General features: G+C 61.5%; 21 protein-coding genes and 1 pseudogene. 11 read left to right on the forward strand and 11 right to left on the reverse strand.

Annotation, left to right across the window (positions count from 1 at the left end):
* The first annotated feature begins 73 nt into the window (after nt 1-73).
* Nucleotides 74-603, forward strand: a pseudogene (locus OOT43_RS14610) (REP-associated tyrosine transposase).
* 143 nt (nt 604-746) lie between these two features.
* Here OOT43_RS14610 and OOT43_RS14615 read toward each other — a convergent pair.
* The 3 genes from OOT43_RS14615 to OOT43_RS14625 all read right to left on the reverse strand — a co-directional run bounded on the left by OOT43_RS14615 (nt 747) and on the right by OOT43_RS14625 (nt 4,756).
* Nucleotides 747-2,762 carry a cellulose binding domain-containing protein gene (locus OOT43_RS14615; RefSeq protein WP_266021301.1) on the reverse strand — a complete coding sequence of 672 codons (2,016 nt, stop codon included), beginning with the start codon at nt 2,760-2,762 and terminating at the stop codon, nt 747-749.
* Nucleotides 2,763-3,135: 373 nt separating this feature from the next.
* Nucleotides 3,136-3,942 carry a CbbQ/NirQ/NorQ/GpvN family protein gene (locus OOT43_RS14620; RefSeq protein ID WP_317134000.1) on the reverse strand — a complete coding sequence of 269 codons (807 nt, stop codon included), beginning with the start codon at nt 3,940-3,942 and terminating at the stop codon, nt 3,136-3,138.
* A 37-nt stretch (nt 3,943-3,979) separates the two neighbouring features.
* On the reverse strand, nt 3,980-4,756 hold the full coding sequence (locus OOT43_RS14625; protein ID WP_266021302.1) for a response regulator transcription factor: 777 nt from the start codon (nt 4,754-4,756) through the stop codon (nt 3,980-3,982).
* A 15-nt stretch (nt 4,757-4,771) separates the two neighbouring features.
* On the opposite strand from OOT43_RS14625, the gene OOT43_RS14630 reads away from it, so the two are divergent.
* The 3 genes from OOT43_RS14630 (at nt 4,772) to OOT43_RS14640 (ending at nt 9,893) form a co-directional block, all read left to right on the forward strand.
* The gene (locus OOT43_RS14630) at nt 4,772-6,112 is read left to right on the forward strand and encodes a sensor histidine kinase (protein WP_266021303.1); all 1,341 of its coding nucleotides are present in this window, start codon (nt 4,772-4,774) and stop codon (nt 6,110-6,112) included.
* Between the two features lie 249 nt (nt 6,113-6,361).
* Nucleotides 6,362-7,489, forward strand: coding sequence for a hypothetical protein (locus OOT43_RS14635; RefSeq protein WP_266021304.1), 1,128 nt, complete (start codon nt 6,362-6,364; stop codon nt 7,487-7,489).
* Between the two features lies 1 nt (nt 7,490).
* Nucleotides 7,491-9,893 carry a hypothetical protein gene (locus OOT43_RS14640; protein ID WP_266021305.1) on the forward strand — a complete coding sequence of 801 codons (2,403 nt, stop codon included), beginning with the start codon at nt 7,491-7,493 and terminating at the stop codon, nt 9,891-9,893.
* Nucleotides 9,894-10,046: 153 nt separating this feature from the next.
* On the opposite strand, the gene OOT43_RS14645 is transcribed toward OOT43_RS14640, so the two are convergent.
* From OOT43_RS14645 to OOT43_RS14655, 3 genes are all read right to left on the reverse strand, one after another.
* Nucleotides 10,047-11,152 (reverse strand): IS3 family transposase gene (locus OOT43_RS14645; RefSeq protein ID WP_394358012.1). Its coding sequence is split into 2 segments (ribosomal slippage): nt 10,047-10,894 and nt 10,894-11,152, totalling 1,107 coding nucleotides; the frame shifts between segments, so codons are not numbered across the junction.
* A gap of 249 nt (nt 11,153-11,401) precedes the next feature.
* Nucleotides 11,402-11,719, reverse strand: coding sequence for a CcdB family protein (locus OOT43_RS14650; protein ID WP_266021306.1), 318 nt, complete (start codon nt 11,717-11,719; stop codon nt 11,402-11,404).
* Nucleotides 11,719-11,955, reverse strand: a complete 237-nt coding sequence (locus OOT43_RS14655) for a type II toxin-antitoxin system CcdA family antitoxin (RefSeq protein WP_266021307.1) — start codon at nt 11,953-11,955, stop codon at nt 11,719-11,721. The genes OOT43_RS14650 and OOT43_RS14655 overlap by 1 nt, the downstream gene beginning before the upstream one ends.
* A 189-nt stretch (nt 11,956-12,144) precedes the next feature.
* On the opposite strand from OOT43_RS14655, the gene OOT43_RS14660 reads away from it, so the two are divergent.
* Nucleotides 12,145-12,609: a SpoIIAA family protein gene (locus OOT43_RS14660; protein ID WP_266021308.1), complete on the forward strand. Its 465-nt coding sequence runs from the start codon at nt 12,145-12,147 to the stop codon at nt 12,607-12,609.
* A gap of 104 nt (nt 12,610-12,713) precedes the next feature.
* Here the strand turns inward: OOT43_RS14660 and OOT43_RS14665 are convergent, their stop codons facing one another.
* From OOT43_RS14665 to OOT43_RS14675, 3 genes are all read right to left on the reverse strand, one after another.
* Nucleotides 12,714-13,070, reverse strand: coding sequence for a ribulose bisphosphate carboxylase small subunit (locus tag OOT43_RS14665; protein ID WP_266021309.1), 357 nt, complete (start codon nt 13,068-13,070; stop codon nt 12,714-12,716).
* A 25-nt stretch (nt 13,071-13,095) separates the two neighbouring features.
* Nucleotides 13,096-14,517, reverse strand: coding sequence for a form I ribulose bisphosphate carboxylase large subunit (locus OOT43_RS14670; protein ID WP_266021310.1), 1,422 nt, complete (start codon nt 14,515-14,517; stop codon nt 13,096-13,098).
* Nucleotides 14,518-14,790: 273 nt separating this feature from the next.
* Nucleotides 14,791-15,381, reverse strand: a complete 591-nt coding sequence (locus OOT43_RS14675; protein ID WP_266021311.1) for a DedA family protein — start codon at nt 15,379-15,381, stop codon at nt 14,791-14,793.
* Nucleotides 15,382-15,527: 146 nt separating this feature from the next.
* On the opposite strand from OOT43_RS14675, the gene OOT43_RS14680 reads away from it, so the two are divergent.
* From OOT43_RS14680 to OOT43_RS14705, 6 genes are all read left to right on the forward strand, one after another.
* Nucleotides 15,528-16,532, forward strand: coding sequence for an AAA family ATPase (locus OOT43_RS14680; RefSeq protein WP_266021312.1), 1,005 nt, complete (start codon nt 15,528-15,530; stop codon nt 16,530-16,532).
* A gap of 24 nt (nt 16,533-16,556) precedes the next feature.
* Nucleotides 16,557-17,198, forward strand: a complete 642-nt coding sequence (gene pyrE, locus OOT43_RS14685) for an orotate phosphoribosyltransferase (protein WP_266021313.1) — start codon at nt 16,557-16,559, stop codon at nt 17,196-17,198.
* A 4-nt stretch (nt 17,199-17,202) separates the two neighbouring features.
* The gene (locus OOT43_RS14690; protein WP_266021314.1) at nt 17,203-18,246 is read left to right on the forward strand and encodes a DUF4124 domain-containing protein; all 1,044 of its coding nucleotides are present in this window, start codon (nt 17,203-17,205) and stop codon (nt 18,244-18,246) included.
* A gap of 129 nt (nt 18,247-18,375) precedes the next feature.
* Nucleotides 18,376-19,545, forward strand: a complete 1,170-nt coding sequence (hxlAB, locus tag OOT43_RS14695) for a bifunctional 3-hexulose-6-phosphate synthase/6-phospho-3-hexuloisomerase (protein ID WP_266021315.1) — start codon at nt 18,376-18,378, stop codon at nt 19,543-19,545.
* Between the two features lie 163 nt (nt 19,546-19,708).
* Complete coding sequence (locus OOT43_RS14700; protein WP_266021316.1) at nt 19,709-20,185, forward strand: DUF6763 family protein; 477 nt, start codon at nt 19,709-19,711, stop codon at nt 20,183-20,185.
* Between the two features lie 76 nt (nt 20,186-20,261).
* Nucleotides 20,262-21,299, forward strand: a complete 1,038-nt coding sequence (locus tag OOT43_RS14705; protein ID WP_266021317.1) for a ribonuclease Z — start codon at nt 20,262-20,264, stop codon at nt 21,297-21,299.
* Nucleotides 21,300-21,373: 74 nt separating this feature from the next.
* Here OOT43_RS14705 and OOT43_RS14710 read toward each other — a convergent pair whose 3' ends face one another.
* On the reverse strand, nt 21,374-22,027 hold the full coding sequence (locus OOT43_RS14710; protein WP_266021318.1) for a hypothetical protein: 654 nt from the start codon (nt 22,025-22,027) through the stop codon (nt 21,374-21,376).
* Nucleotides 22,028-22,515: 488 nt separating this feature from the next.
* Nucleotides 22,516-24,003, reverse strand: coding sequence for a sodium:proton antiporter NhaD (gene nhaD / locus OOT43_RS14715; RefSeq protein ID WP_266021319.1), 1,488 nt, complete (start codon nt 24,001-24,003; stop codon nt 22,516-22,518).
* Between the last annotated feature and the right edge of the window lie 97 nt (nt 24,004-24,100).

Below are 24,100 nucleotides of genomic sequence, written 5' to 3' on the forward strand. Positions count from 1 at the left end.
CACAGGACAGTTCACGTAGGTCCGATTAGCGCAGCGTAATCGGACGAATGACCTTCAAGAACGGGAGAAGGACATGCCCAACTATCGACGCGCGTTCGCGCCCGGCGGTGCTTGGTTCTTTACGTCAATCTGCTGCAACGATACGGTAACGATCTGCTGGTCCGCGAGATCGGCTTGTTACGCGACATGGTGAGGCGGGTACGTTCGCGTCACCCTTTCCGAATCGATGCTTGGGTGGTGTTGCCGGATCACTTGCATTGCGTGTGGACCTTGCCGCCCGATGATAGCGATTTCAGCCTGCGATGGCGATTGATCAAGAGCGGGTTCTCGCGTGCATTGCCCAAAGCCGAACCCCGGTCGGACATCCGCAAAGCTGCCGGGGAGCGTGGAGTATGGCAGCGTCACTATTGGGAGCACTTGATCCGAGACGATGCCGACTACCAACGGCATGTGGATTATGTGCACTTGAATCCGCTGAAACATGGCCATGTCCTGCGTACACAGGATTGGCCCTATTCCGCCTTTCACCGGTACGTTGCAAAAGGGGTTTATCCGGCGGACTGGTGCGGCGATGTAGGTGTTTCGGCGGGTGGCGGCGAATGACATTTGTCCGATTGCGCTGCGCTAATCGGACCTACGCGGGCTAACCCCCCTTTCACCAGTTTGGGTGGCGTCGTCGCAAATGAAAAGGGGAGCGGACTTTCATCCGCTCCCCCTGGGGGCAGCGCTTCGACCGGGGGCGGCCGTTACAGGCCCAGATCGCTGATGAAGCGGTAGGTGTAGCCCCAGGCCGGCACGCTGGGGACCGAGCTGCAGGTCGGCGAGGCCGAGGCTTGGCTGCACGGCGTGTCGCGGTCGGCCGACCAGAAGTGGATGCCGGCGATACCGTTGGCGAGTGCCCACTGCACCATGGTGTCGGTGTCCTGCAGCGAGAACAACTCGTCGGAAACGTCGTTCACGCCTATCATCGGGGTCAGCTCGATCCGCGCGTAAGGAATGCCGTACTTGGCCTTCAGGTTCTTGGCCGCCTGGATGGCCGTCTGACCCATGTCACACAGGCCGTTCACGACGACGCAGTTTCCGGCGTTGGCCGTGCCGTAGTCCATGACCATCAGGTTGATGGTGTAGTTGGCGACGCCATATTGCTGAACCGCCTTGACCACGTTGTGCCCCGTGACGTTCAGGTCGCCGTAGGGGTTCGACGTGACGGTCCCGTTGGACGATCCCAAGGTGGCCACGGTGAAGCTGAAGCGCAGGTTGGGATAGTCCGACTGCACCGCGGCCACCTGCTGGACCAGACTGGCGATGGCGGCCTGGCTTTGGCCGGCTTCGATGTCGAAATCGATGCCCACCAGACGGTTCGAGGCATAGCGGTTGATGAAGGCCCGCATGCCGGCTTCGCTCGAACAGGTGAAAGCGCCTGCCGCGCCGCCGGTTGAGACGACGTAGTCCATGCCGGCATCGACGAAGGCTTGCAGGTTGGCCTGGACCAGAACATCGGGCTGGATGCCGGCCCAGTTCTCCTTGCCGCACTCGCCGGTCGCGAAGGCCCAGGTCACTGCGGATACCTTAGCCGGCAGCACGCTCAGGAGCGGCGACAGCGTGCCGGTCACCGCGGTCGACATGACGTTGCTGTTCCAGTTCATCGAGATCGTGACGTCCTTGTAGGGGCTGAACAGCAGGCTGCCGGCGCCTCCGGTCGGCGGGGTGGTCGGTACCGGCGTCGGACTCGGACTCGGCGTCGCCGATGCGCCCGGCGTCGGGCTCGGGGTAGCCGTGGGGCTCGGAGTGGCTGTCGGATTCGGGGTCGGCGTCGGGTTCGAATTCGGCACCGAGGGTGCGAACAGCACCGTCACCGTGGAGTCTGCAGCGGCTGCCTTCTGCAGGTTGGCCGGCGACCCACCGTTGAAGCCGCTTGCCGCCACGTCGCCGGGTGCTAGGGCCGCCACCCAGGATTTCGGCTTGAGCGTTGCGGTACCGTCGCCGGCGATGTTGACAGAAAAGTTCCAAGGTCCGCTCTTGAACACGTCCTGGGCAGTGGCTGCATCGGGAAATTGCAGCGGGGCCTGCCAGCCGTTGGCTCCGGCCTTCAAAGTCTTCGAGGACAGGTTCTTGACTGCGACGTTGCCGCTGTAGCCGCCATCCCACGAGCTGCTGATGGAAAACAGCACTTCCAGTTTCGGGCTTGCGATCGGAACCGGTGTTGCAGACGGGGACGGTGTCACCGAAGGTGCGGGTGTCGGCGTGGCCGATCCACCGCCCTGGTAGCCGGCTTTCAGGTTGGCCAGGGTCTGCTGGGCCGACTGGGACGTCATGGCCGAGATCACACAGGGCTGGCCGTTGAATTTGCAGTTGGCCAGATCGACAGAGGTGTCGAACGCGCCATTGGCGTTGAAGCCGACGTCCAGCACGCTGTTTGCGGCCACGTCGCTGCCCCAGGAAGGCGAAGTGAGGGTGAACGTGTTGGTTGCGGCGTCGAAAACGGCATTGGCGTTCCAGAAGGAAGAGGCCTGTGCCTGCCGGCCGAGGCCGGCCGACTGGAACGTCAGGGTCCAGCCGCCGCTGACCGCGTCGGGTACCCAGATTTGCAGGGCGCCGGTGTAGCCGGCCCAGGAATCGCTCGCGGTGCCCCAGGAGGAAGACGCGCTGACGATCGCGTTGGGTACCGGCGCGGGCAGCGTGGCGGCCTGCGCCGGTGTTCCTTCCGCGAGCGTAGCCACGAGGACCAGGCCGGACAGGGGGGCAAGAAATCTTGTGTTCATTTGCTCAACTCCTTCTTGGACTCACCAAGTTCGATGACGCCGGATGGCCATTGCGGCTGCGATAGAGCTGTAACAAGCTAATATGTCCTGCAGCGGAGAGCGGTTACATGACATTGGCCACAGCCGTATGACATGGGGCACGCTAAATTGTTGCACCTGACTATTACTCCGGCCCAATTTTTTCGTACGCCGAACCCACTGCAGGCCGCAGCCGGCGTGAGGTGGCCGGTACGCTCAATTCGGGCCGGACCAATACGTTCTTTGCGGTGTTGCTGAAGATAATGTATTGAAGAATGGGGAGGAGTGAATCCTCCGGGGGGCGGCGCAGGTTTTCGGGTGCGGAAGGGCAGCGTAGCGCCCTCCCGCCAAGGCGTCAGAAAAACGTTGCTACGGCGGCGTCAAGGGTATCGCGTATATCCGGGTCGTCGGTGAGGGGACGGACGAGCGCCATCATGCAGGCTGCCCGGGGGGCGATGCCCTTGGCGATGAGATGGCCGGCGTAGACCAGCAACCGGGTCGAGATGCCTTCGTCCAAGCCGTGGCCCTTGAGGTTCCGGGCACGATGGGCGATCTGCACCAGCTTCTCGGCGATCTTGGGATCGATGCCGGTCTCGTGCGACACCACATCGACCTCGACCGCGGTTTCGGGATAGCCGAAATCCAGTGCGCCGAAGCGCTGCTTGGTCGATTGCTTGAGGTCTTTCAGCAGGTTCTGGTAGCCGGGATTGTAGGAAATCACCAACTGGAAATCCGGATGTGCGTGAACCAGTTCGCCCTTTTTGTCCAGCGGCAGGGTGCGGCGGTGGTCGGTCAGCGGGTGGATGACCACGGTGGTGTCCTGGCGGGCCTCCACGACTTCGTCGAGATAGCAGATGGCGCCGATACGGGCGGCGAGAGTCAGCGGACCGTCCTGCCAGCGGGTGCCGCTGGCGTCGAGCAGGAAGCGGCCGACCAGGTCCGAAGCCGTCATGTCCTCGTTGCAGGCCACCGTGATCAGCGGGCGCTTCAGCTTCCAGGCCATGTACTCCACGAACCGGGTCTTGCCGCAGCCGGTCGGGCCCTTGAGCATCACCGGCATGCGCGCGGCGTAGGCGGCCTCGAACAGTTCCACTTCGTCGGCGGTGGGGCGGTAATAGGGTTGTCCCTCGATCAGGTATTGGTCCGCGGATTGTGCGGTCATCGGTGCATGCTCTTTCTGGGGGGATCGGCCGGTCAGATTACCCCAAACTTTGCGGCGTTGTCAGCTCGCCGATCGCCGCTTGCGGGTGGGCTCCCGTTGCGAAAGGCAGCAAGCGATAGCCCACGCATCTCTCCGCTTGAATGGGCAGAGCCAGGCCGCTGTGCCGGTATACGCGTTCCCGCAGGCGGCTGAAAATTACCTCCGTCCGATGCTTGTTGTAGTCCTCTGGCATCGAGCCCAACGCGGCAGCCAGCTCGGCATGCGTACACGGCTCGCCCTGGTGGGCGAGGAGGGCATGCAGAAGCTGAGCCTCGCTCAAGGAAAGCCGTATCCGCGTGCCGTTGGGCGTAACCAGCATGCCTAATCCGCTATCCAACTCCCATTGCCCGTCCATGGAGGCGCGCACCGGCCGCGGTTCCGCCGTTGCTGCAGTGGTCAGACGTTGCCCCAGCCGGCGCAGGATCAGCACCAGTTCGTCCAAGTCGACGGGCTTGACCAAATAGGCATCCGCCCCTGCATCGAGGCCGCTAAGGCGGTCGTCGCGCAATCCGCGGGCCGTCACGAACACGATGCCCATGCCGGTGTCATGCGAGCGCAGGTACTGGCATACCGACAGGCCGTCTTCTCCGGCGAGGCCAATGTCCAGCACGGCCACCGTTTTCGGCCGCACGGCCAGGTAACGGTAGAATTGCGCGGCATTTTCGAAGGTCTCCACGGCAAAGCCGTGATGTGCGAGCTGGAACGCCAGCTCTTCGCGCAGGACAGGCTCGTCCTCGACGATCGACACGGTGTAGGGCGGGGCTTTCTCAATCATTTGGGAGAACACGGATTGATCGACGTCCTTACTCTAGCCTTGGCCGCGGGCCTGGGCAATCTCGCCTTCGCAGCTCTCGCCGCGGTGTATGCCCGCTCCGCCCGTAATGCCAATCCGCCGCTGGCGATCTGGCGCTGGGCGCGCACCGTGGCCGGCGTCGCCTTCCTGCTGATCTGGCTGCGGCCGGCGATCCCGGCCTGGCTGTCGATGACCGCTTCGCACCTCCTGCTGCCGCCGGCCTGGGCGCTGGAGTTCGCCGCCTATGCCGGCCTGCTCGGCCTTAGCGGCTGGCGCCGGCCGCTGATCGGACTGACCGCCCTGGCGCTGGCCGTGCAGCTTGCCCTGCACGCTTTCGAGGTCGGGCGGCGCATCGACCTGATCTATTTCTCCTCGATCAACACCGCCTATTTCGAGGCCATGGCGGCCGTGCTGCTGCTCAGCCGTCAGCACGGCCGGCTGGCCCGGATGATGGCGTTCACCAATGCCGTGCTGGGCCTGCTGTTCTTGCTGCGCGTCGTGCATCTGGTCTGGATCGGCGACCATACGCTCGACAGCTACAAGGTTCTGCATACCCTGCTCTGGGTGGTCGGCTATCTGATCGTCACCGTCAACGGCTTCGGCTTCCTGCTCTTGTCCAAGCAGGACGACGACCGCAAGCTGCGCGAGGCCCTGGCCGACGTCTCCCTGGCCGAAGCCGAGCAGCGTCAATTGCTGTCCCTGGCCTCGCACGAATTCCGCACCCCTGCCGCCATGATCCAGGCCTCGCTCGACTCCTTGAAGCTATTGGCGGTCAGTCTTCCGCCGGCCGCCGCCGGGCGGCTGGACAACATCGGCAAAGCCACCCAGCGCCTCACCCATCTCGCCAACACCCTGATCGCCCAGGACCGGCTGCGCGAACTGCGCTTCGGCCTGGTGCGGCAGGAGGCCGACCTCAACGCCGTGGCGGCCCAGGTGGCGGAGCGCTATGCCCCGCCCATCCCCTGGCGCGGCCTGGACGGCGCGGCGCGCGTGGCGGTGGACGCCGAACTGCTGGCGATCGCCCTGCACAACCTGATCGACAACGCCCTGCGCCACAGCGCCGCCGGCGGGCCGCCCGAAGTCCGGCTCGAAAGGCGGGGAGACCTGCTGGAAATCGCCGTCGCCGACCGCGGGCCCGGCGTGCCGGACGCGGACAAGGAGGCCGTGTTCGAGCGCTTCTACCGCCGCGACGCCGGCCCCGGCAGCGGCCTGGGCCTCTCCATCGTCCGCACCATCGCCCGCCTGCACGGCGGCGAAGCCCTGGTCCGCGACAACGCGCCGCACGGCGCGGTGTTTGCCATCCGTCTGCCCTTCTCAACCTTCCCCGGTGCTGTCTGAGCCTCAGAGCGGTTTGCCGCTCGCCTTCCAAACGCTCTCATACTGAGAGTTATTGAGAGCCAAAAAGGCTTGAGTTTGCTCTATTCTCGGTTCGTTCCCGCCCGCTATTAAGCAGGCATAGACGAACCCGCAGCGCGCGCCGCAAAGGGCGCGGGCAGGCTTCTATGTCAACCGGCAGAAGAGCGTCGGGATTCGGGCGGTACAGGAACCAGCCCCGGTTGGGGCAGCACTCACACGAAGAGGTGACGCATGAGAGCAGGTACGAAACGGCCGGGGTTTTGGAACCGGCGGGATTTGGGAGCGGGGGCCGCGGTCTTGCTGGCCGCGGGTATGTGGCCGTCCGCCGGCGCCGCCGATCCGGCGCCGCGCGACACCGTGTTACTGCAGGATCTGAACGCGCATTATCCGCAGCAGTGCAAGCGCCCCATGGCGGGCAATACCGGCGCCACCGGGCTATGCCTCTTGGTCAGCATCAATCCCAAGGTGAGCGGCGATTTCCGTGTGCGCCCGTACAAGGATCCCAGGTCGGGAAAGCCGGCAGCGGATGTGCCCATGCCCGTCAACACCGTTCTGGCGCTTCCCCCCGGCGACTACGAGATTTTCAAAGCCACCGGCATAGACAGCCAAAACGTGGCCAAGGTCACGGTGCGGGAGAACCGGGTCGCCACGGTAACGACCATGACCCTGCGTTTCAAGAAAACCAAGCCGACGGTCACCTATAAAATCCAGCGCTTCCAGGCGGTGCCCGGCACCAACAACGGCGGCTGTCTGGCCGAATTCGTGAACGCGGGCGCACATGCCTACCTGCCGGGCAATTTCCTGATCAACCCCACCAACGGCGGCGAGCAGGTCAACCCGAAATGCGAGCTCGGCGGCGTCACCTTCAACGCCGTGTCCGGCCAAGGCTATACCGTCAAGCCCGGACAAGTGACCGAGCAGGTGCTGACCGAGGCGGAAACCTACGTACACCCGAACAAGGTCAGTGCACTGACTTCCATCGCTCCTGCCATGCACGGTATTTCCAAGATCGGCTGGCTCACGAATTGGGGTTCCCATCAAGGTATTCCCAACCCCGATGCCAAGCCGCATGCGGCCTTGGCTTTCTACGGGCCCGGCAATTACACCTACATCGTGCCGTTCCGGTTCCGCCGCGACGCGAAAGCCTGCGGTCTGTCACTGGCGCAAGGGCTGATGCCGGAGGCCAAACTGCTGACCGGCTGCACCTTCAAGCAGGGACGGCTCAGCGGTTTCACCGTGAACAAAGGCAGCTACTTCACCTACCACAACATGTACGGGATACCCGGCATCGCAGCCAACAACATCCGCAACGCCTTCACGGTGGAAAACGTCAACTTCAAGCTGCCCAAGGGGAACTGACATGAAACGCAAACTTTTGGTCTGCGCTATCGCGCAAACATGCATCCTCGGCAGTGCCGACGGATCCAATTACACGTGGCAGGAGGGGGCCGGACGGCTGGCCTATAGCGTATTCAACCTGTCGGGCAATGATTGCAACATGGATCCGTATACTGCCGGCGCCAATGGCTATGCGCCCTCCGGCAGCCCGGCTCAGGCCGTGGGCTGGAACAGCTCGGGTTCTGTCCTGAGTTTCTTCCTCAATCCACTTACTGGTTTTTTGGACCCCGATCCGATAAATCCCCCGAATCAGTCACAAACAGGGACGTTGATCCCGGCCTTTGCGAGCGCTCAGACTTTCGAAACCAGTCAGGAATTCAAGGCCGGTGGCAATGCTATCGCGATAGCCGACAGTTGGCTGGTGCCTTGCCTGATTCCTGGAACTCAGGATTCGTATACCTACATGGTTATGGCCAATATGGCCTCGGCGGGAAGCGGATTCTCGAATATTATTGATAACGATACTGTGTTCGATAACAGCCAGATCGACCCGCCATTCACCGCAAGCGACAGCAATCCGGGTGGCGCGGGATTCGTGAACAGCGCCAACGCCGTTTTCAACTTCAACGTCGACAGCGGTGCGAGCTACTATCAGGCCACCGGGGGGCTTTGGTCCGGCCTGCAGCCTTCCACGCTGAACACACCCGCCTCCGGTTTCCCGGCAGTAAACGCGATTAGCGCGGCCATGTATCCCATCAATCTGGCGTCCTATACCACCAGCGAATCCAGCAACGGCGTGTCGACGAACTATAACCCGATCTTCGGAGGCTTTTTCACGCTGGCGATCGGAGACCCCTTCATCGTCAGCAGCTTCAATGCGAAAATCCTGTGGTTTCTCGCCGCATCGATCGGCTCTCCAAGTGGCGATCCCGCATTCCAATGGAACGACAGCTCGTTTCCATTCAGTAAAACGTCAACGTCGGCCGGAAACCAGTTGATCTTGGCCGCCTTGAACGGCACTTGTTCGGGATGCACCCCCGTGTTTGGGAGCAGCACCAACGCGGAAGCCTACACCAAATGGCTGATTTACGCGCCCCATCAAGCCGCGTATGAGGTTGTACAGTCCTTTAAAGCAGCCAACTCTCCGACCCTGACTTTCTGGGGCAAGCTCTTCGAGGGATTATGGTCGGCGACGGCTATCGCTCTGGATGCGGCCGCTGCAGTGGAGACCGGCGGCGCTTCCGCAGCGGCCCAGATAGCTGCGATCACCGCTGTAAGTGCGACGACGGGTAGTCTTACCTCGGTGGTCGATAACGGCATAAGCAATACGTTCGCCCAGCCCACGCCGACCTATCAGACGGCGCCGCTCGTCGTCAATTCCACCTATAGCGCCTCTAACCTGTTGGGCATGCTGCTGGCGAACTATGCTGTACAGTCCTGGGTTCAGGTGCTAGGCGTTCAGCCGTTTAACGAGGCTGCCAATCCGTTGTGGGCGAACTTCTCGATCTATACCGAGAGCCTATGTAGTAATTTGCAGGTGAGCGCCAATCAGTTTTCATCGTCAATTACTTGTCAGAAAACAGAACAATCGAGTTTGTCCCCGCCGCCTACCTATAACAACGTCTACACAACAACGGCTGGTAGTAACAGTTCCCAACTCAACATCTGGGACGCCATACTTACCGGCTCGAACGTGACCGCAGCGACCAATCAGACGAGCACGAGCAGTGAAGCGAACGGCATGCTGGTGTTGGCCAATCCGCTGACAGCGTCCTTTCAGCCGCCGACGCAGATCGCCAGCGACAGTGATGGCGTTACCTACTCAGCCGTGACGACGAACTTCAATCTGAGCAGCGGTTCTTTGTCGCTCACGGACGCTTACGCGTACACGAATCCGCCGAGCGCGGCACCGACGATAGAATCCTATACTTATCCGTATCCCATTACCTCAGATTGTTCTTCTATGACTTTTAGCCCTACAGGCGTTTCCTACACTCCCACATCAGGTGTGCTAACAGTGTCGGGGTGGTCTGCGGTATGCAACAAGCCGTCGGGAGAAACTTGGGAAGGGCAAGCTACGGCAATGCTGAATATGGCGACCTGTACGGAAGGGTCAGCCGTACAGTTTGGTGTCGACGTGGTGCCGCCAAGTGCGACGAATCAATTTAGCCCAGTCGTTTCAAGCGTGTCCTTGGAATGCGCGACCCCAAATCCGAACTTGGTTAGCAGTAGCAGCGGACCGTCGCTGGACTATAATCAATGCGTGTCCGATATCAATGCCACCGGCGGAGTGGTCGCGATGCCCATCAACGGTTCTCCTGGATTGGCCTGCGTCTGTATTCCCGGGTACCTAGCCGGCTCATCAGCGCAGTTGACTACCGGTGTGTCCACCGTGCCTAGCCCCAGTCCATGCCCTAGCCCGTAATCTGGCGTGTTCTCATAGTTGCCTGATTCGTGGGCATGCAAAAGTATGCGGCGTCCGTGTTCCGGGCGCCGTTCCCGTATCCTCTCTTGGTATCCAGCAGATATTGAAAAAAGCCCCTGCCCGGTTTCCCGTGCAGGTGACCTGCTCCCCGATTTAGTCCGAAACGGACATAGAGTCTGCGGTTAAAAATGTGTCTGCAAACTGATCTGGCGTCAGGTAAGCCAACGAACTGTGGGGGCGTTGCTCATTGTATTCCCGACGCCACTCCTCAATGACTTGGCGAGCATGGCACATCGAGACGAACCAATGCTCGTTCAGGCATTCATCCCGGAATTTGCCGTTGAAGCTTTCGATGTAGGCGTTCTGCTGTGGCTTACCTGGCTGGATGAAGCTCAAGCACAGTCCTTGGCTATCGGCCCATTCATCCAAAGCCTTGCCGGCAAACTCGGGGCCGTTGTCGACGGTGACTGATTTGGGCAATCCGCGGATCTCTGCCAGCCGTTGCAGCACACCGACTACACGTCTGCCAGGCAGCGAAGTATCGACTTCGATGGCCAAGCACTGCTTCGTGAAGTCATCGACGATATTCAGGCACCGCAGCCGCCGACCATCGGCCAAACCGTCCGAAACATAGTCCATAGACCAACTCTCGTTAGGCGCCGATGGCGCGACCTTGATTTGGCGCTCCACGCCGGCAATGCGCTTCCGCTTTCGTTTGCGGACCATCAGGCCGGCCTCGTGATACACGCGATAGGTGCGCTTTCGGTTGATTTCCCAACCCTCTCGGCAAAGTAGCACGTGCAGCCGGCGATACCCATAGCGCCGCTTCTGCGCTGCCAATTCGCACAGTCGTTCCTTGAGCTCCTGGTCTGCTGGCCGCTTAGCTTCGTAGCGATACAGCGACCGAGAAATACCGATCAGCCCACAAGCCCGCGTGACGCCCATCTGGTGCTTTGTCATCAGATGGGAGACCGCCACCCTCTTGGCTTGTGGGCTTACCACTTTCGGCCTACAACCTCTTTCAACGCAGCATTGTCCAGCATCGCCTCCGCCAGCAGGCGCTTGAGCCGGGCATTCTCGGTCTCCAGTGCCTTGAGCCGCTGCGCATCCGACACTGTCAGGCCGCCGTATTTCGCTTTCCAGTTGTAGTACGTCGCCTCGCTGAGCCCGTGCTTGCGGCACAGCTCCGCTACTTTTAGGCCGGCTTCGGCTTCCTTCAGGATGCCAATGATCTGTTCTTCGGTGAAACGCTTCTTCATGCTGCCTCCTATCGAGGCAGACTCTACATCACGACCGGACTAATCTCGGGGAGCAGGTCACAGGGGCTTTTTCTTGCGGCATCTTGCGCCGGAGGATGATCAGACCATGGCCGCGCCTTGGCTCTGCTTGAAGTTGTCGCAGCCGACCAGACGGACATGATTATGTGTGGCAGGCTTCGGCGCGTCGATGCCCGATTGTCCGGAAAAAAGGGATAAGCGTGCAGATGAACCGGACCGGGAAGTCGGCGTTCAGATTCCCGTCAGCAGGATGTCCAACGCGGCGAGGACGGTTTCCCGCGCTTGGCGTAAATCGCCGATTTTGAGCGGGAGTCGTTTTCTGGGGACGCCTGTCAGTTCCGGCGTCACCAGCACCAGGGACCGGCCTTCGAATTCCAATACCGGCATCAGGCCGCGAACCGGAGGCACGTCGACTTCGGCGGGATCGTAGAGGGGAATGAGAACGGTCGTTTTCAAGACGGCCAGGAGGTCGCTTTGTATTTCCAGCAGATACGGAATGCGTAGGTTCGTTTGCCGGTCCGGGTTGGGATAGACATCGAATTGAGCCATCAGAAACTGCGCCAGCCGTCGCCGAATACTCCGGTTTCTTCGATGCGCCGATTGTAGGCTTCGATGGCGCTGAGATTTTCCGCGAGCCATTGCTCTTGCTTTCGGGCCCTGATCAGTTCGGCCAGATGGGTTTCGAAGGCTTGCGAAAGATTGATGTTCAGGGCTTTGGCTTCGCGCAACAGCTCGGCGTTGGCCGAGAGGTTGACGGCTTTTTTGCTGGCGTTGGGGAAGGACATGGCGTGTCTCTTGCGTGCTATTCGTGCGCAGAAATTATGCGCACTATGACCCTCGGGCGCAATGGTCTGAAAAAAGCCCCTGCCCGGTTTGCCGTGCAGGGGCTTTTTCTTGCGGTCTTGTGCGCCGGAGGAGGATCAGAGCGCGGGTCCCCGTTAGCTCACCACCGAATATTTCGTTAACGAGTCGTTATGATCAAGCCCGACGGGGTATGCTCAAGTCTGGACACGCCTGCTGGGCGTGAAACCGCAACCTACTCGGGAGGCAAGATCATGATTGAATCGATCGAGACAGGTAGCAGCAAGATACTGGGTGTGAAATTGAGCGGCAAACTGCGTGAGGAGGACTACAAGATATTCATGCCGTTGGTCGAGAACGCACTTGCGACCGCGGGCAAGCTATCTCTGTTTATTCGGTTTGAGGATTTCCATGGTTGGGATCTCGGTGCCGCATGGGAGGATCTTAAATTCGCGACGCGGCACTACGGCGATTTCGAGCGCATCGCTATGGTAGGAGAGAGCCGATGGCAGGAATGGATGGCCAAGCTGAGCATACCGTTCACCCAGGCTGCGGTGAGATATTTCGATGCGGTGGAGACCGAGCAGGCTTGGGCTTGGCTGCGCGAAACGGATCAGGCTCTATCGCAGTCCGATTGATTTCTCGGCCCTTGGCGGCCATTCGACATGGACGGAACAAACGAAAGCCCCTGCCGGTTTCCCGCCAGGGGCTTTTCATTTCAGTCTTGCAGGCTAGAGGCGAATCAGACCGACGGTCCCCTGTAGATCACCATGGCGGCGCCCTGGCTCTGCTTGAAGTTGTCGTAGCCGACCAGGCGGACGTGGTTGTGCGGATGCGCCTTGTGGCAGGCTTCGGCTTCGGCCAGGATGGCGTCGACGTCGGTCTCGCCGAACATCGGCAGTTTCCACATGTACCAATAGTGATCGAACGCGTTCTCCGGCTCGGTGTGCTCCACGGCCGGGTTCCAGCCGCGGCTGACGATGTATTCCACCTGGCGGCGGATCTTCGCCGGGTCCATCGGCGGCAGGTACGAAAAGGTCTCGAATTTGCGTGAGCCGGTGTCGGACAGGCTGGATTTGTAGTCTTGCATATCGCTCATGGTATTCCCCGAATCCTCTTGAAGCTTACCGGTGGGCCACGTCGAGCTTGTCGACGGTGTCGAACTCGAACTTGATTTCCTTCCAGGTTTCCATCGCGGCCTTGAGTTCCGGGCTGCTCTTGGCGGCTTCGGTCAGGATTTCCTTGCCTTCCTTCTCAAGCTGGCGGCCTTCGTTGCGCGCCTCGACACAGGCTTCCAGCGCCACGCGGTTGGCTGCGGCGCCGGCTGCGTTGCCCCAGGGATGGCCCAGGGTGCCGCCGCCGAACTGGAACACCGCGTCGTCGCCGAAGATCGAAAGCAGTGCCGGCATGTGCCAGACGTGAATCCCGCCGGAGGCGACCGCGAATGCGCCGGGCATGGAGCCCCATTCCTGGTCGAAGAAGATGCCGCGGCTGCGGTCTTCCTTGATGGTGCGCTCGCGCAGCAGGTCGATCCAGCCCAGGGTGGCCTGGCGGTCGCCTTCCAACTTGCCGACGACGGTACCGGTGTGCAGGTGGTCGCCGCCGGACAGGCGCAGCAGCTTGGTGAAGACGCGGAAGTGGATGCCGTGGTTGGGGTTGCGGTCCATCACCGCGTGCATGGCGCGGTGGATATGCAGCAGCATGCCGTTCTCGCGGCACCAGTTGGCCAGGCCCGTGTTGGCGCAGAAGCCGCCGGTGATGAAGTCGTGCATGATGATGGGCGCGCCGATTTCCTTGGCGTATTCCGCGCGCTTGTACATCTCTTCCGGGGTCGGCGCGGTCACGTTCAAATAGTGGCCCTTGCGCTCGCCGGTTTCGATCTCGGCCTTTTCGGTGGCTTCCATGACGAAGTCGAAGCGCTGGCGCCAGCGCATGAACGGCTGGCTGTTGACGTTCTCGTCGTCCTTGGTGAAGTCCAGACCGCCTCTGAGGCACTCGTACACGGCGCGGCCGTAGTTCTTTGCCGACAGGCCCAGCTTGGGCTTGATGGTGCAGCCGAGCAGCGGACGGCCGTACTTGTTCATGATGTCGCGCTCGACTTGGATGCCGTTCGGCGGGCCGCCGCAGGTCATCACGTAGGCGATGGGGAAGCGGATGTCTTCCAGGCGCAAGCCGCGCACGGCCTTGAAGCCGAAGACGTTGCCCACCAGCGAGGTGAACACGTTGACGACCGAGCCTTCCTCGAACAGGTCGATTGGATAGGCGATGAAGGCGTAGAACTGTTCGTCCTGGCCGGGCACGTCTTCGATCCGGTAGGCGCGGCCCTTGTAATAGTCGAGGTCGGTCAGCAGGTCGGTCCAGACGGTGGTCCAGGTGCCGGTCGAGGATTCCGCAGCCACGGCGGCGGCGGCTTCTTCGCGCGGCACACCCGGCTGCGGGGTGATCTTGAAGACCGCCAGCAGATCGGTGTCGGCGGGGGTGTAGTTCGGGTCCCAGTAGGTTTCGCGGTATTCCTTGACGCCCGCGTTATAAGTTTTGACAGCCATGGTTTTCTCCTACTCGTTTAGCAGAGCGCTGTGGCAATGAACCGCCGTTCCCTAGCCGGCATCGGGTCGATCCCTTTTCGCGAGGCACTATAAGCGCTGGCATCCATAAACGGAACTAAATTGTCATAATCACGACAATAAGCTCGCGTTATACTGAAAAGCCTGCCTTGCCGGCTCCGGGCCAGGGGGCGGATAGCATAATCCATGCGGTCCCATCGCTCCAAACCCGGCTCGCAGTCCGCACGACGCGTGGAATTCCCGCGCCGGACACGATCAGGTGTCCGGGGTGTGATCCGCATCGTTCCGGTTGCGGTCGCCGATATGCCGCCATCGGTAGAGAGCCAGGCCCGAACCGATGATGAACAGCCCGCCGACCAGCAGGGATTCGTACTGGCGCAGATCGTCGATCATGCCGGCGATGGCTTTCCCGAACACCAGTCCCAGCCCCGTCGTTACCACCGCCCAGACCCCCACGGCGATCACGTTGACCGTGGCATAGCGGGCCGGCGAGAACCGGCTCATGCCGATCAGGATGGGCGTCACCACCCGCAGGCCGTAGAAGAAGCGGAAGCCGAAGATGAAGTAGGAATGGTAGCGATGGAACAGCGTCGATGCCCGTTCCACCGCCGGCGCCAGGGACGGGAAGCGGCGCAGCAGCGCATCTCCGTGCTTGTAACCCAGCCAGAAGTAGCCTTGATCCGCCGCGAGCGTCACGACGAAGGCCAGCAGCACAATATGGTGGAAGGAAAAATAGCCGCGTCCCACCAAAAATCCCGCGATCAACAGGACGGTTTCGCCCTCCAAGAGCAGCCCGGCGATGAGGGCCGGGAAGCCGTACTCGGTTATCAGCGATTCGAAAGACATACGGGGCGCATCTGCCTGGTAGCTTAAACGTTCGAATTCTAGAGTGCCAAGGTTAAGGCTGCGTGTAACCGGCTGGCGTGAATGCGGGGCCGCGGACACGCTTTATAATGTCCGTCCCGATCTACCAGCCAGCAAATCCCAAACGCATGAATGCTACTCCCCAATCCTCTGCGGCGCCGGTTTCCAACGCGCGGCGGGACCTTCAGCGGCTCCGGACCTATCTCAACGCCCAGATCATCGGTCAAAGCGATCTGGTCGACGCCATGCTCATCGCCCTGCTGGCGGACGGCCACATGCTGGTCGAAGGCGCGCCGGGCCTGGCGAAGACGCGGGCCATCCACGTCTTGAGCCGCGGCGTGGAAGCCGATTTCCAGCGCATCCAGTTCACGCCCGACCTGCTGCCGGCAGACCTGACCGGCACCGAAATCTACCGCCCCCAGGAGGGTTCGTTCCATTTCCAGCCGGGTCCGCTGTTCCACAACCTGGTGCTGGCCGACGAAATCAACCGCTCCCCGGCCAAGGTGCAGTCGGCCCTGCTCGAAGCCATGGCGGAACGGCAGATCACGGTGGGCAGCAAGACCTATCCGCTGCCCGGACTGTTCCTGGTGATGGCGACCCAGAACCCGATCGAGCAGGAGGGTACCTATCCCTTGCCGGAGGCGCAGCTCGACCGTTTCCTGATGTATGTGCGCATCGGCTATCCCAGCGCGGACCAGGAAAAGGCCATCCTGCACCTGGTGCGGGGCGAGGCCCGCCAGCCGGAGCGCAAGACCGCCGACGCGATGGTGCCGGTGAGCCAGCAGACACTGTTCGCTGCGCGGGAGGAAGTGCTCGGCGTCTACATGACCGAGGCGCTGGAGGATTACCTGCTGCAGCTCATTCTTGCCACGCGCGAGCCGGCCCGCTACGGCGATTCCCTGGCGCGCTGGATACTCTATGGCGCCAGCCCGCGCGCGACGCTGGCCCTGGACCGCTGCGCCCGTGCCCGCGCCTGGCTCGACGGCCGCGACTACGTGACTCCCGACGACATCCATGCCCTGGCGCCGTGCATCCTGCGCCACCGCTTGATTCTTAGCTACGAGGCGGAAGCCGAAGGCATCTCCACCGACCACGTCGTCAAGGACCTACTGCGGCGGGTGGCCGTGCCCTGAAATCTGACTTTCATTATCCGTTTCATGCAAACCTATCAGAAAGAGTTCATCGATTTCGTCCTCGGCTGCGAGGTGCTCCGTTTCGGCGATTTCACCCTCAAATCCGGCCGGCAGAGTCCTTATTTCTTCAACGCCGGATTGTTCAACACGGGCGCCCGGCTGGGCAGGCTGGGCGAGTTCTACGCCCAGACCCTGACCTCGGGCGGCATCCGGGCCGACGTGCTGTATGGCCCGGCCTACAAAGGGATCCCCCTGGTTGCTGCCACGGCGATCGCCCTGGCCAGGGCCAGCGGCGAGGAAATCCCCTACGCCTTCAACCGCAAGGAGCCGAAAGACCACGGCGAAGGCGGCACCCTGGTCGGCGCACCGCTGCACGGCGACGTGCTGATCGTCGACGACGTCATCACCGCCGGCACATCGGTGCGGGAGTCGATCGAGATCATTCGCGGCGCCGGTGCCACGCCGTGCGGCGTCTTGATCGCTTTGGACCGCGAGGAGATCGGCCAGTCGGGCAAGTCCGCCGTGCAGGAAGTGCGGGACAGCCTCGGAATTCCCGTCCACGCCATCGTCGGTTTCCGCCACCTCATCGACTACCTGCGCAGCTCCGGCCGGGCCGAGGAGCTGGGGGCGCTGGAGGTCTACCGCAACCGATACGGCACCGCCTGAACCCATGGTCCGCGGCGCGCATCCCATCGCCCGCACCGGGAACACGCTTCCCGCGCGGGCGCTGGGCTGGGCGCTGTGCGGAGCACTCGCCCTGCCTTGGGCCGCAACGGCGGCAACCTACAAATGGGTGGACGAGCAAGGGAATGCGCATTATTCGGACAGCGTTCCGCCGGAACAGACCCGGCAGAAACATTTCCGGCTCGATGTGCAGGGACGCCAGATCGAGGTCATCGAGGGCGCGAAGAGTCCGGAAATGCTGCAGCGGGAACAGATGCTGAGCCGCCTCAGAGCGGAAACGGCGGGTCTCGTCGAAGAGCAGCGCAACCGCGACACGGCGTTGCTGCGAACCTACGCCAGCGAAGAAGACATGCGGCTGGCCTTGAACGACCAGATCGCCCAGAGCGACGCATCCGTCCATATTCTGGAAAAATACCGGGCGCGGCATGCGGACATTCTGCGGACCCAGGAAAAGCGCGCTGCCGATATGGAACGCCAGGGCCAGGCCGTCGCTGCGCAGGTCTTGAAGGCCATTGAGGACGAGCGCCGCCGGATTGCCGATTACGAAGACAAAATCCGGGTCCTGGAAAACAAGAAACGCATCATCGCCGACCGTTTCGGCCGCGACATCGAGCGTTTCCGCTCGCTCAAGGCGGAACAGGCGCGTGCCAGCCACGGCGCCCTCGGCGAGGTGTTCGCGGCCTACGGCGACAGCGGCGTGCTCAGTGCGGTGGCCTGCTCTTCCGAGGCGATCTGCGCCAAGGCCTGGGCGCTGGCTAGCAGCTACGTGCTCAACTACGTGCTCAGCAAGACCGCTACGCCGCTGGCGATGGAAACCGAACGCCTGGTGTACACTTCGGTTCCGTTGTCGGACCAGGAAATTGCCTTGACGCTGGCCCGCATCGCCGGGTCCAAAGAAGAAACGGTTTTCCTCGACATCCGCTGCCGCCGGTCGAGCCTCGGCCGTGAGCTGTGCGCAAGTCCCCGCGTGCAGGAAATCCGCGCCGGCTTCCGCGCCAGCGTCGAGGCGGGAATGGGCGCCGTGCCCTGAGGGGAGACCCGAGGGTTCTGGACCGGGCTTTAACCGCTTGGCAAACTTGCCGTCCGGAAGCGGACGGCTCGATCCCGGCGTTCCGGGCATCGCCCCAGTTCACACCAAAAGTCTATTGGAGGATCGCTCATGGCAAGACCACTCATTCAGTTGGCCCTGGATTCGCTGGATCGCAACCAGACCCTCGAACTTGCGCGCCTCACGGCGCCATACGTCGACATCTTCGAGATCGGCACGCCCTGCATCAAGCACAACGGCATCGAAATCGTCCGCGAGCTCAAGCGTCGTCATCCGGACCGGCTCATTCTGGTCGATCTCAAGACCATGGACGCCGGCGAATACGAGGCCGCGCCATTCTATGCTGCGGGCGCAGACATCTGCACCGTGCTCGGGGTGTCGGGACCGGCGACCATTGCCGGGGTGGTCAAGGCGGCTCAGGCGCATAACGCGGAAGTCCAGGTCGATCTCATCAACGTGCCGGACAAGGCCGCCTGCGCGCGAGAGGCCGCCCGGCTCGGCGCCCAGATCATCGGCGTGCATACTGGCCTCGACGCCCAGGCCCAAGGCCAGACGCCGTTCGCCGACCTCGAGAGCATCGCCCGCCTGAAGCTGCCGGTCAGGATCTCCGTCGCCGGCGGCATCAACCAGAACACCGCTTCGCGGGTCGCCAAGGCGGGTGCAGACATCGTCGTGGTCGGCGCGGCGATTTACGGGGCGCCTTGTCCGGCCACGGCCGCGCGCACGATCCGCGAGCTGCTGGACGGCGCCCACCACAAGTTCATCATGTCGAAGATCGGCGGCGTGCTCGGCGCGACCGACAAGACCCACGAGGCGCGCCTGACCGGCTTGCTCGAACGTTCGCGCCGCGTCTTCGTCGCCGGCGCCGGGCGTTCGGGGCTGGTCGGCCGTTTCTTCGCCATGCGCCTGATGCACGGGGGCTATCAGGCCTACCTCGTCGGTGAAATCGTCACTCCCAGCATCCAGAAGGGTGATCTCCTGATCGTGATCTCCGGTTCGGGCGAAACCGAGACCATGATCGCCTACACCAAGAAAGCCAAGGAACAGGGCGCCAACATCGCCCTTATCTCCACCCGCGACAAATCCACGATCGGCGATATGGCGGACATGGTGTTCCGGATCGGCACCCCCGAGCAGTACGGGAAGGTCGTCGGCATGCCGATGGGCACCACTTTCGAGCTTTCCACCCTGGTGCTGCTCGAAGCCACGATCTCCCACATCATCCATACCAAGAAGATCCCGGAAGAGCAGATGCGGACGCGCCACGCCAATCTGGAATAGGTCTTGGGGTTCTGGCATCCAGCCGCGATTCGATGGGGGGCCGGCTTTCACGCCGGCCCGTTTTCTTTGGGGGCGAGTGTCGCCATGGCCTTGGGGCGGTGCTAACGTGTATCTGCCAGCCAAGCCTTTTCGCGTTTCAAAGCGCGGTAATAGGAGGTACGCAATGAACTCCGAAGCTGATCCGATCGTCGGCAACTGGTACCGGCATCTGGACAAGGGGCAGTCGTTTACCGTCGTCGCCATCGACGACGACGCCCGCACCGTCGAAATCCAGCATTTCGACGGCGACCTGGAAGAGATCGACCTCGACACCTGGTACCTGCTTCCGATCGAACTCATCGAAGAACCCGAAAACTGGAGCGGCCCGATGGACGTCGCCGAACTGGACGATCTCGGCGGCACCGAGATTACCGACACGCGCCCCGAGGACTGGTCGGAACCGCTGGAAGAAGTGGTCAAACAGGAAGAGCGGCCGACGGAAGAGATTTCGGACGAAGCCGGGGAAGAAGAAGCCCTGTTCGAGGAAGAAGGGCCCGAGACGATACCGCTGGAGACCGAGCCTTCGGCGGAGGCGCCCGAAAAAACCGAGGAAGAGGAGCGGGCGAAGGGAGGCGGAACCGCCTATTCGGAAGACGAATAGCCTGCGGCTTTCCAACCTGGGCTCGATCGTGCTCTTGCTCCTGCGCTGACAGGAACCGAACTCGAGAAACACCGCCGTGAAACCGGTCTTCCATCCCGCCCTGGTGAACGGCCCCTGTGGGGACCCGGCGGTCTATGTGGATTTCCTATTCGAGAAGCGCGCGGTGTTGTTCGATCTCGGCGATATATGCGCGTTGCCGGTCCGCAAGATTCTGCGCCTGAGCGATGTGTTCGTATCCCATGCCCACATGGATCACTTCTTCGGATTCGACTGGCTGCTACGGCTGTGCCTGGGGCGCGATCTCCGCATCCGCCTGTTCGGGCCGGTGGGTTTCCTGGCCCAGGTCGAGCACAAACTCTCGGCTTATACCTGGAATCTGGTAGGAAACTACGCCACCGATTTCTCCCTCGAAGTGACCGAGGTGCTGACCGAAACCCTCGGGCGCAGGGCGTCGTTTCGCTGCCGCACCGCCTTTCGCCGGGAGGCGGAAACCGAATTTCCGATAGAAAATCGCCGGCTGCTGGACGAGCTCAATCTGGCGGTCGAATTTGCGGTCCTGGACCATGCGACGCCCTGCCTCGCGTTCGCCCTGCGGGAGAAACGCCACCTCAACGTGTGGAAAAACCGCTTGGCGGAACGCGGCTTGGAGCCGGGCGCCTGGGTGCGCGACCTCAAGCACGCCTTGCTGACGGGGCAGCACGAAGACACGCCGATCCGGGCGGTGAGGCGTGACGGAGGCTGTTTGGGGGAGGCGGACTATCGCCTGGGGGAACTGGCCCGATCCATCGTGCATGTCTCGGCAGGGCAGAAAGCGGCCTACGTCACCGACGCCGTCTATCACGAGGCGAACGCAGGGCGTATAGTGGCACTGGCATCGGGTGCCGACCAGTGCTTCATCGAGGCGGTGTTCGGCGACGAACTCAAGGAGCGCGCGGCCCGGAAGTACCACCTCACCGCCCGCCAGGCCGGAACCATCGCACGTAGGGCCGGCGTCAAGTTCCCGACGCCGTTTCATTTTTCGCCGGTCTACCAGGGGCGCGAGTTCGAACTGGAGCGGGAGTTCTGGCAAGCTTTCCACACGGCTGAGCCCGTGGCGGACTCCAAATTTACTTGACCAGGGCGAGTCGGAGCTGGCTGAGGAGCGCGAAGTTGCCCGCGACAGGCTCTTCAATGCCACATCTGGGCCAACTAAATAACCATGCGCCCTCGTAAATATCGGAAGGCCACGAAGCCGGTTAGTGCCAGGCTAAATGGTATGCTGAGTATGGCCGTGATTTGTTTGATCGAAAGTCTTGCGCCAGAGTCGACGCCTACGCTAAGTGGTATTTTCAGTTTGTCTTCTTCTGAGGTTGAGTCTGCACCACCTCTAATCAAGTAAATGGAGTAATACCCATTTTTGTTAAGTTCAAAATTCGATTCGATGATGCCTTTGGAATAAATTGTGGGTGGTACTGTCACCACCGTGCGTTGCTCCTTTAGGCTCCCTGCGTCTCCACCGCTGTCTGCGGACTGCTGCTCGGTGACACTGATTACAATGGGAGATTTTCTGAGCTCGTTACCAATCAGGTCGGCTGTAAAAAATATCTTGCCTGGTGCTGGTATGTCATTGCAGTAAGACTGAAACAGCTCCCTTGTTATTCTTGTATCCCCTGATTGACCGGACGGTTGGACATGCAAGCTGAAATAAACCGAAAAAAAATCCGTGGCCCCGAGGCAGCCGACCCTGGCGTTTGTAATCTGCTGGGAGGGATTGTTGTTGTAGCCCGGACTGGTGCAAGCAGTTATTAGCGCCGTGCAGGCTATCAGCGCATAAAAGGGGAATTCTGGCCGGAAAGCTTTCATGGCATGCCTCGTTGGCCTGTATAAGGGGGACATAGGCCGGTAGGGCAATAAACCCCGCGATTTTGCAAAGCTTCATAACGAAGCCAAGAGACTCGATAGGGTTGGCTGCCTGTTTCGAGCAAAATGGTGCGCTCGGCATGAGCCGCCGTCAAGCGGTGTTGGGGGCGCCGAAAAGAACGGTGCCAGGAGAATGAGCCGGCGGAATTCAAGGGTGCGGACAAAGGCTGTCCCTGGTGATCGCCATCCTGAGAGCGTCCAGTGATGGTATCTTCACGACACGAAAGCCGGGTTCTGAAAGTGGTTTCAGAGCCGAGCTTCGCCGCTCTCCAATTTCTTTTCGGACTATCGGCAGCTGGAGGTTTCAAAACCTCCGTTGCCCATTTGCCGCGGATCGGCGCCGAATTTCGTTTGCGGTGTGGCGTTATATCATCCGTCTCGCCTGATTCTGGCGCAGCAGGTCGAGGGTGAAATAATCTAGGCTCACCGTCCTAGAAGTACGACCGGTTGATCAAGAAGTGCGCGCCGATGCTGGCGAAATAGCCCAGCAGGATCACCGGTCCCCATTTCAGGTGGGCGCCGAAGGAGTAGTAACCCTTGGTTTGGCCGAGCAAGCCGACCCCGGCGGCCGAGCCGATGGCGAGGAGGCTGCCTCCCACGCCGGCCGTGAGGGTCACCAGGAGCCATTGGCCCTGCGAGATGTGCGGGTCCATGGAGAGTACCGCCAGCATGATGGTGCCGTTGTCGATGAAGGCCGAGGCGATGCCGACGAGAATGTTGGCAAAGGTGGTCCGGTCCGGATCGGCGTAGAGGAATTCGGAGATGTATTCCAGATAGCCGATGAAACTCAGCCCACCCATGCTCAACATCACGCCGTAGAAGAACAGCAAGGTGTCCCATTCCAGCCGGGACACCTTCTTGAAGATGTCGAACTCGTCGTTCCCGGTCAATGATTCATCTTCGGCGACGCGCTCGTCCGGTTCTGCTTCGGCTACCATACGGGCCATCTTCTTTTGCAGGTAGAAGCTGTAGAACTTCAGATACGTCAGTCCCGCCATCATGCCGGCCGCGGGCGGGAGATGCAGGAAGTTTTCGAAGCACACCGCCGTGACGATGGTCAGCAGGAACAGCAAGATGATGGGCTTTCCGCCTTTTTTGATGGGGATGGACTTGTCCACCGCGGCCGGCCGGTGCCGGGGGAGGAACAGGAACATGCAGGCCGCGGGCAAGGCGAAATTGACGATCGACGGGACCAGCAGATGAAAGAAGCTGATGAAGGGTACTTTTTCCTTCTGCCACACCAGCAGTGTCGTGATGTCGCCGAAGGGGCTGAACGATCCGCCGGCGTTGGCCGCGATGACAATGTTGATGCAGGAAAGCGTGACGAAGCGCGGACAGTCCTTGCCCAGCGCCATGACGACTGCGCCCATCAGGAGCGCCGTGGTCAGGTTGTTGCAGACCGAGGAAATCATGAAGGCGAGGATGCCGGTCAGCCAGAACAGTTGCCGGTAACTGTATCCCTTGCCCAGCAGCCAGCAGCGCAGGGCCTCGAACACGTCTAGGTCTTCCATGGCGTTGAGGTAGGTCATCGACACCAGGATGAACAGCAAGAGTTCCGCATAGGTCAGCAGGGAGGCGCGGAACGCCACGCCAGCCTGCTCCGGCATTCCGCCGCCCACATAAACCGCCGCGATCAGGCCCCAGATCACGCTGGCGGCGAACACCATCGGCTTGGACTTCCGAAGTTCCGTCACTTCCTCGGCCATGGCGAGGAAATAGGCGAGGAAGAAAATCAGCACGGCAAGGTAGCCGGCCCAATGCCGGGTCAGGTCCAAGGGGCCCACCGGGCCGTGATCGCCCGCAAGACAAAGCTTCGGCACGCCGACGAAAAGGGCGCATGCCGCCAAAATTGGAAACAGTATGCGCATCAGGGGAAGCTTACGCAGATGGTGCAGTTGGAACAGGGAGAGAGGCAGCATTCGGATTCCTGTTTGAAAGGCCGGGGGCGCGCCTACCTGCCTGCGCCCGCAGTACGAAGATATCGATGAATTCGCGAGGCGGAAAACCAGGAACGGC

It is taken from the genome of Methylococcus mesophilus, assembly GCF_026247885.1.
GTDB lineage: Bacteria > Pseudomonadota > Gammaproteobacteria > Methylococcales > Methylococcaceae > Methylococcus > Methylococcus mesophilus.

Coding starts and splice junctions, on each gene's coding strand:
- OOT43_RS14640 (WP_266021305.1), top strand. CDS start 7,491: ATGAAACGCAAACTTTTGGTCTGCGCTATCGCGCAAACATGCATCCTC.
- OOT43_RS14680 (WP_266021312.1), top strand. CDS start 15,528: ATGAATGCTACTCCCCAATCCTCTGCGGCGCCGGTTTCCAACGCGCGG.
- nhaD (WP_266021319.1), bottom strand. CDS start 24,003: ATGCTGCCTCTCTCCCTGTTCCAACTGCACCATCTGCGTAAGCTTCCC.
- OOT43_RS14620 (WP_317134000.1), bottom strand. CDS start 3,942: ATGACCGCACAATCCGCGGACCAATACCTGATCGAGGGACAACCCTAT.
- OOT43_RS14675 (WP_266021311.1), bottom strand. CDS start 15,381: ATGTCTTTCGAATCGCTGATAACCGAGTACGGCTTCCCGGCCCTCATC.
- OOT43_RS14615 (WP_266021301.1), bottom strand. CDS start 2,762: ATGAACACAAGATTTCTTGCCCCCCTGTCCGGCCTGGTCCTCGTGGCT.
- hxlAB (WP_266021315.1), top strand. CDS start 18,376: ATGGCAAGACCACTCATTCAGTTGGCCCTGGATTCGCTGGATCGCAAC.
- OOT43_RS14635 (WP_266021304.1), top strand. CDS start 6,362: ATGAGAGCAGGTACGAAACGGCCGGGGTTTTGGAACCGGCGGGATTTG.
- OOT43_RS14625 (WP_266021302.1), bottom strand. CDS start 4,756: ATGATTGAGAAAGCCCCGCCCTACACCGTGTCGATCGTCGAGGACGAG.
- OOT43_RS14670 (WP_266021310.1), bottom strand. CDS start 14,517: ATGGCTGTCAAAACTTATAACGCGGGCGTCAAGGAATACCGCGAAACC.
- OOT43_RS14665 (WP_266021309.1), bottom strand. CDS start 13,070: ATGAGCGATATGCAAGACTACAAATCCAGCCTGTCCGACACCGGCTCA.
- OOT43_RS14660 (WP_266021308.1), top strand. CDS start 12,145: ATGATCAAGCCCGACGGGGTATGCTCAAGTCTGGACACGCCTGCTGGG.
- pyrE (WP_266021313.1), top strand. CDS start 16,557: ATGCAAACCTATCAGAAAGAGTTCATCGATTTCGTCCTCGGCTGCGAG.
- OOT43_RS14650 (WP_266021306.1), bottom strand. CDS start 11,719: ATGGCTCAATTCGATGTCTATCCCAACCCGGACCGGCAAACGAACCTA.
- OOT43_RS14700 (WP_266021316.1), top strand. CDS start 19,709: ATGAACTCCGAAGCTGATCCGATCGTCGGCAACTGGTACCGGCATCTG.
- OOT43_RS14655 (WP_266021307.1), bottom strand. CDS start 11,955: ATGTCCTTCCCCAACGCCAGCAAAAAAGCCGTCAACCTCTCGGCCAAC.
- OOT43_RS14710 (WP_266021318.1), bottom strand. CDS start 22,027: ATGAAAGCTTTCCGGCCAGAATTCCCCTTTTATGCGCTGATAGCCTGC.
- OOT43_RS14690 (WP_266021314.1), top strand. CDS start 17,203: ATGGTCCGCGGCGCGCATCCCATCGCCCGCACCGGGAACACGCTTCCC.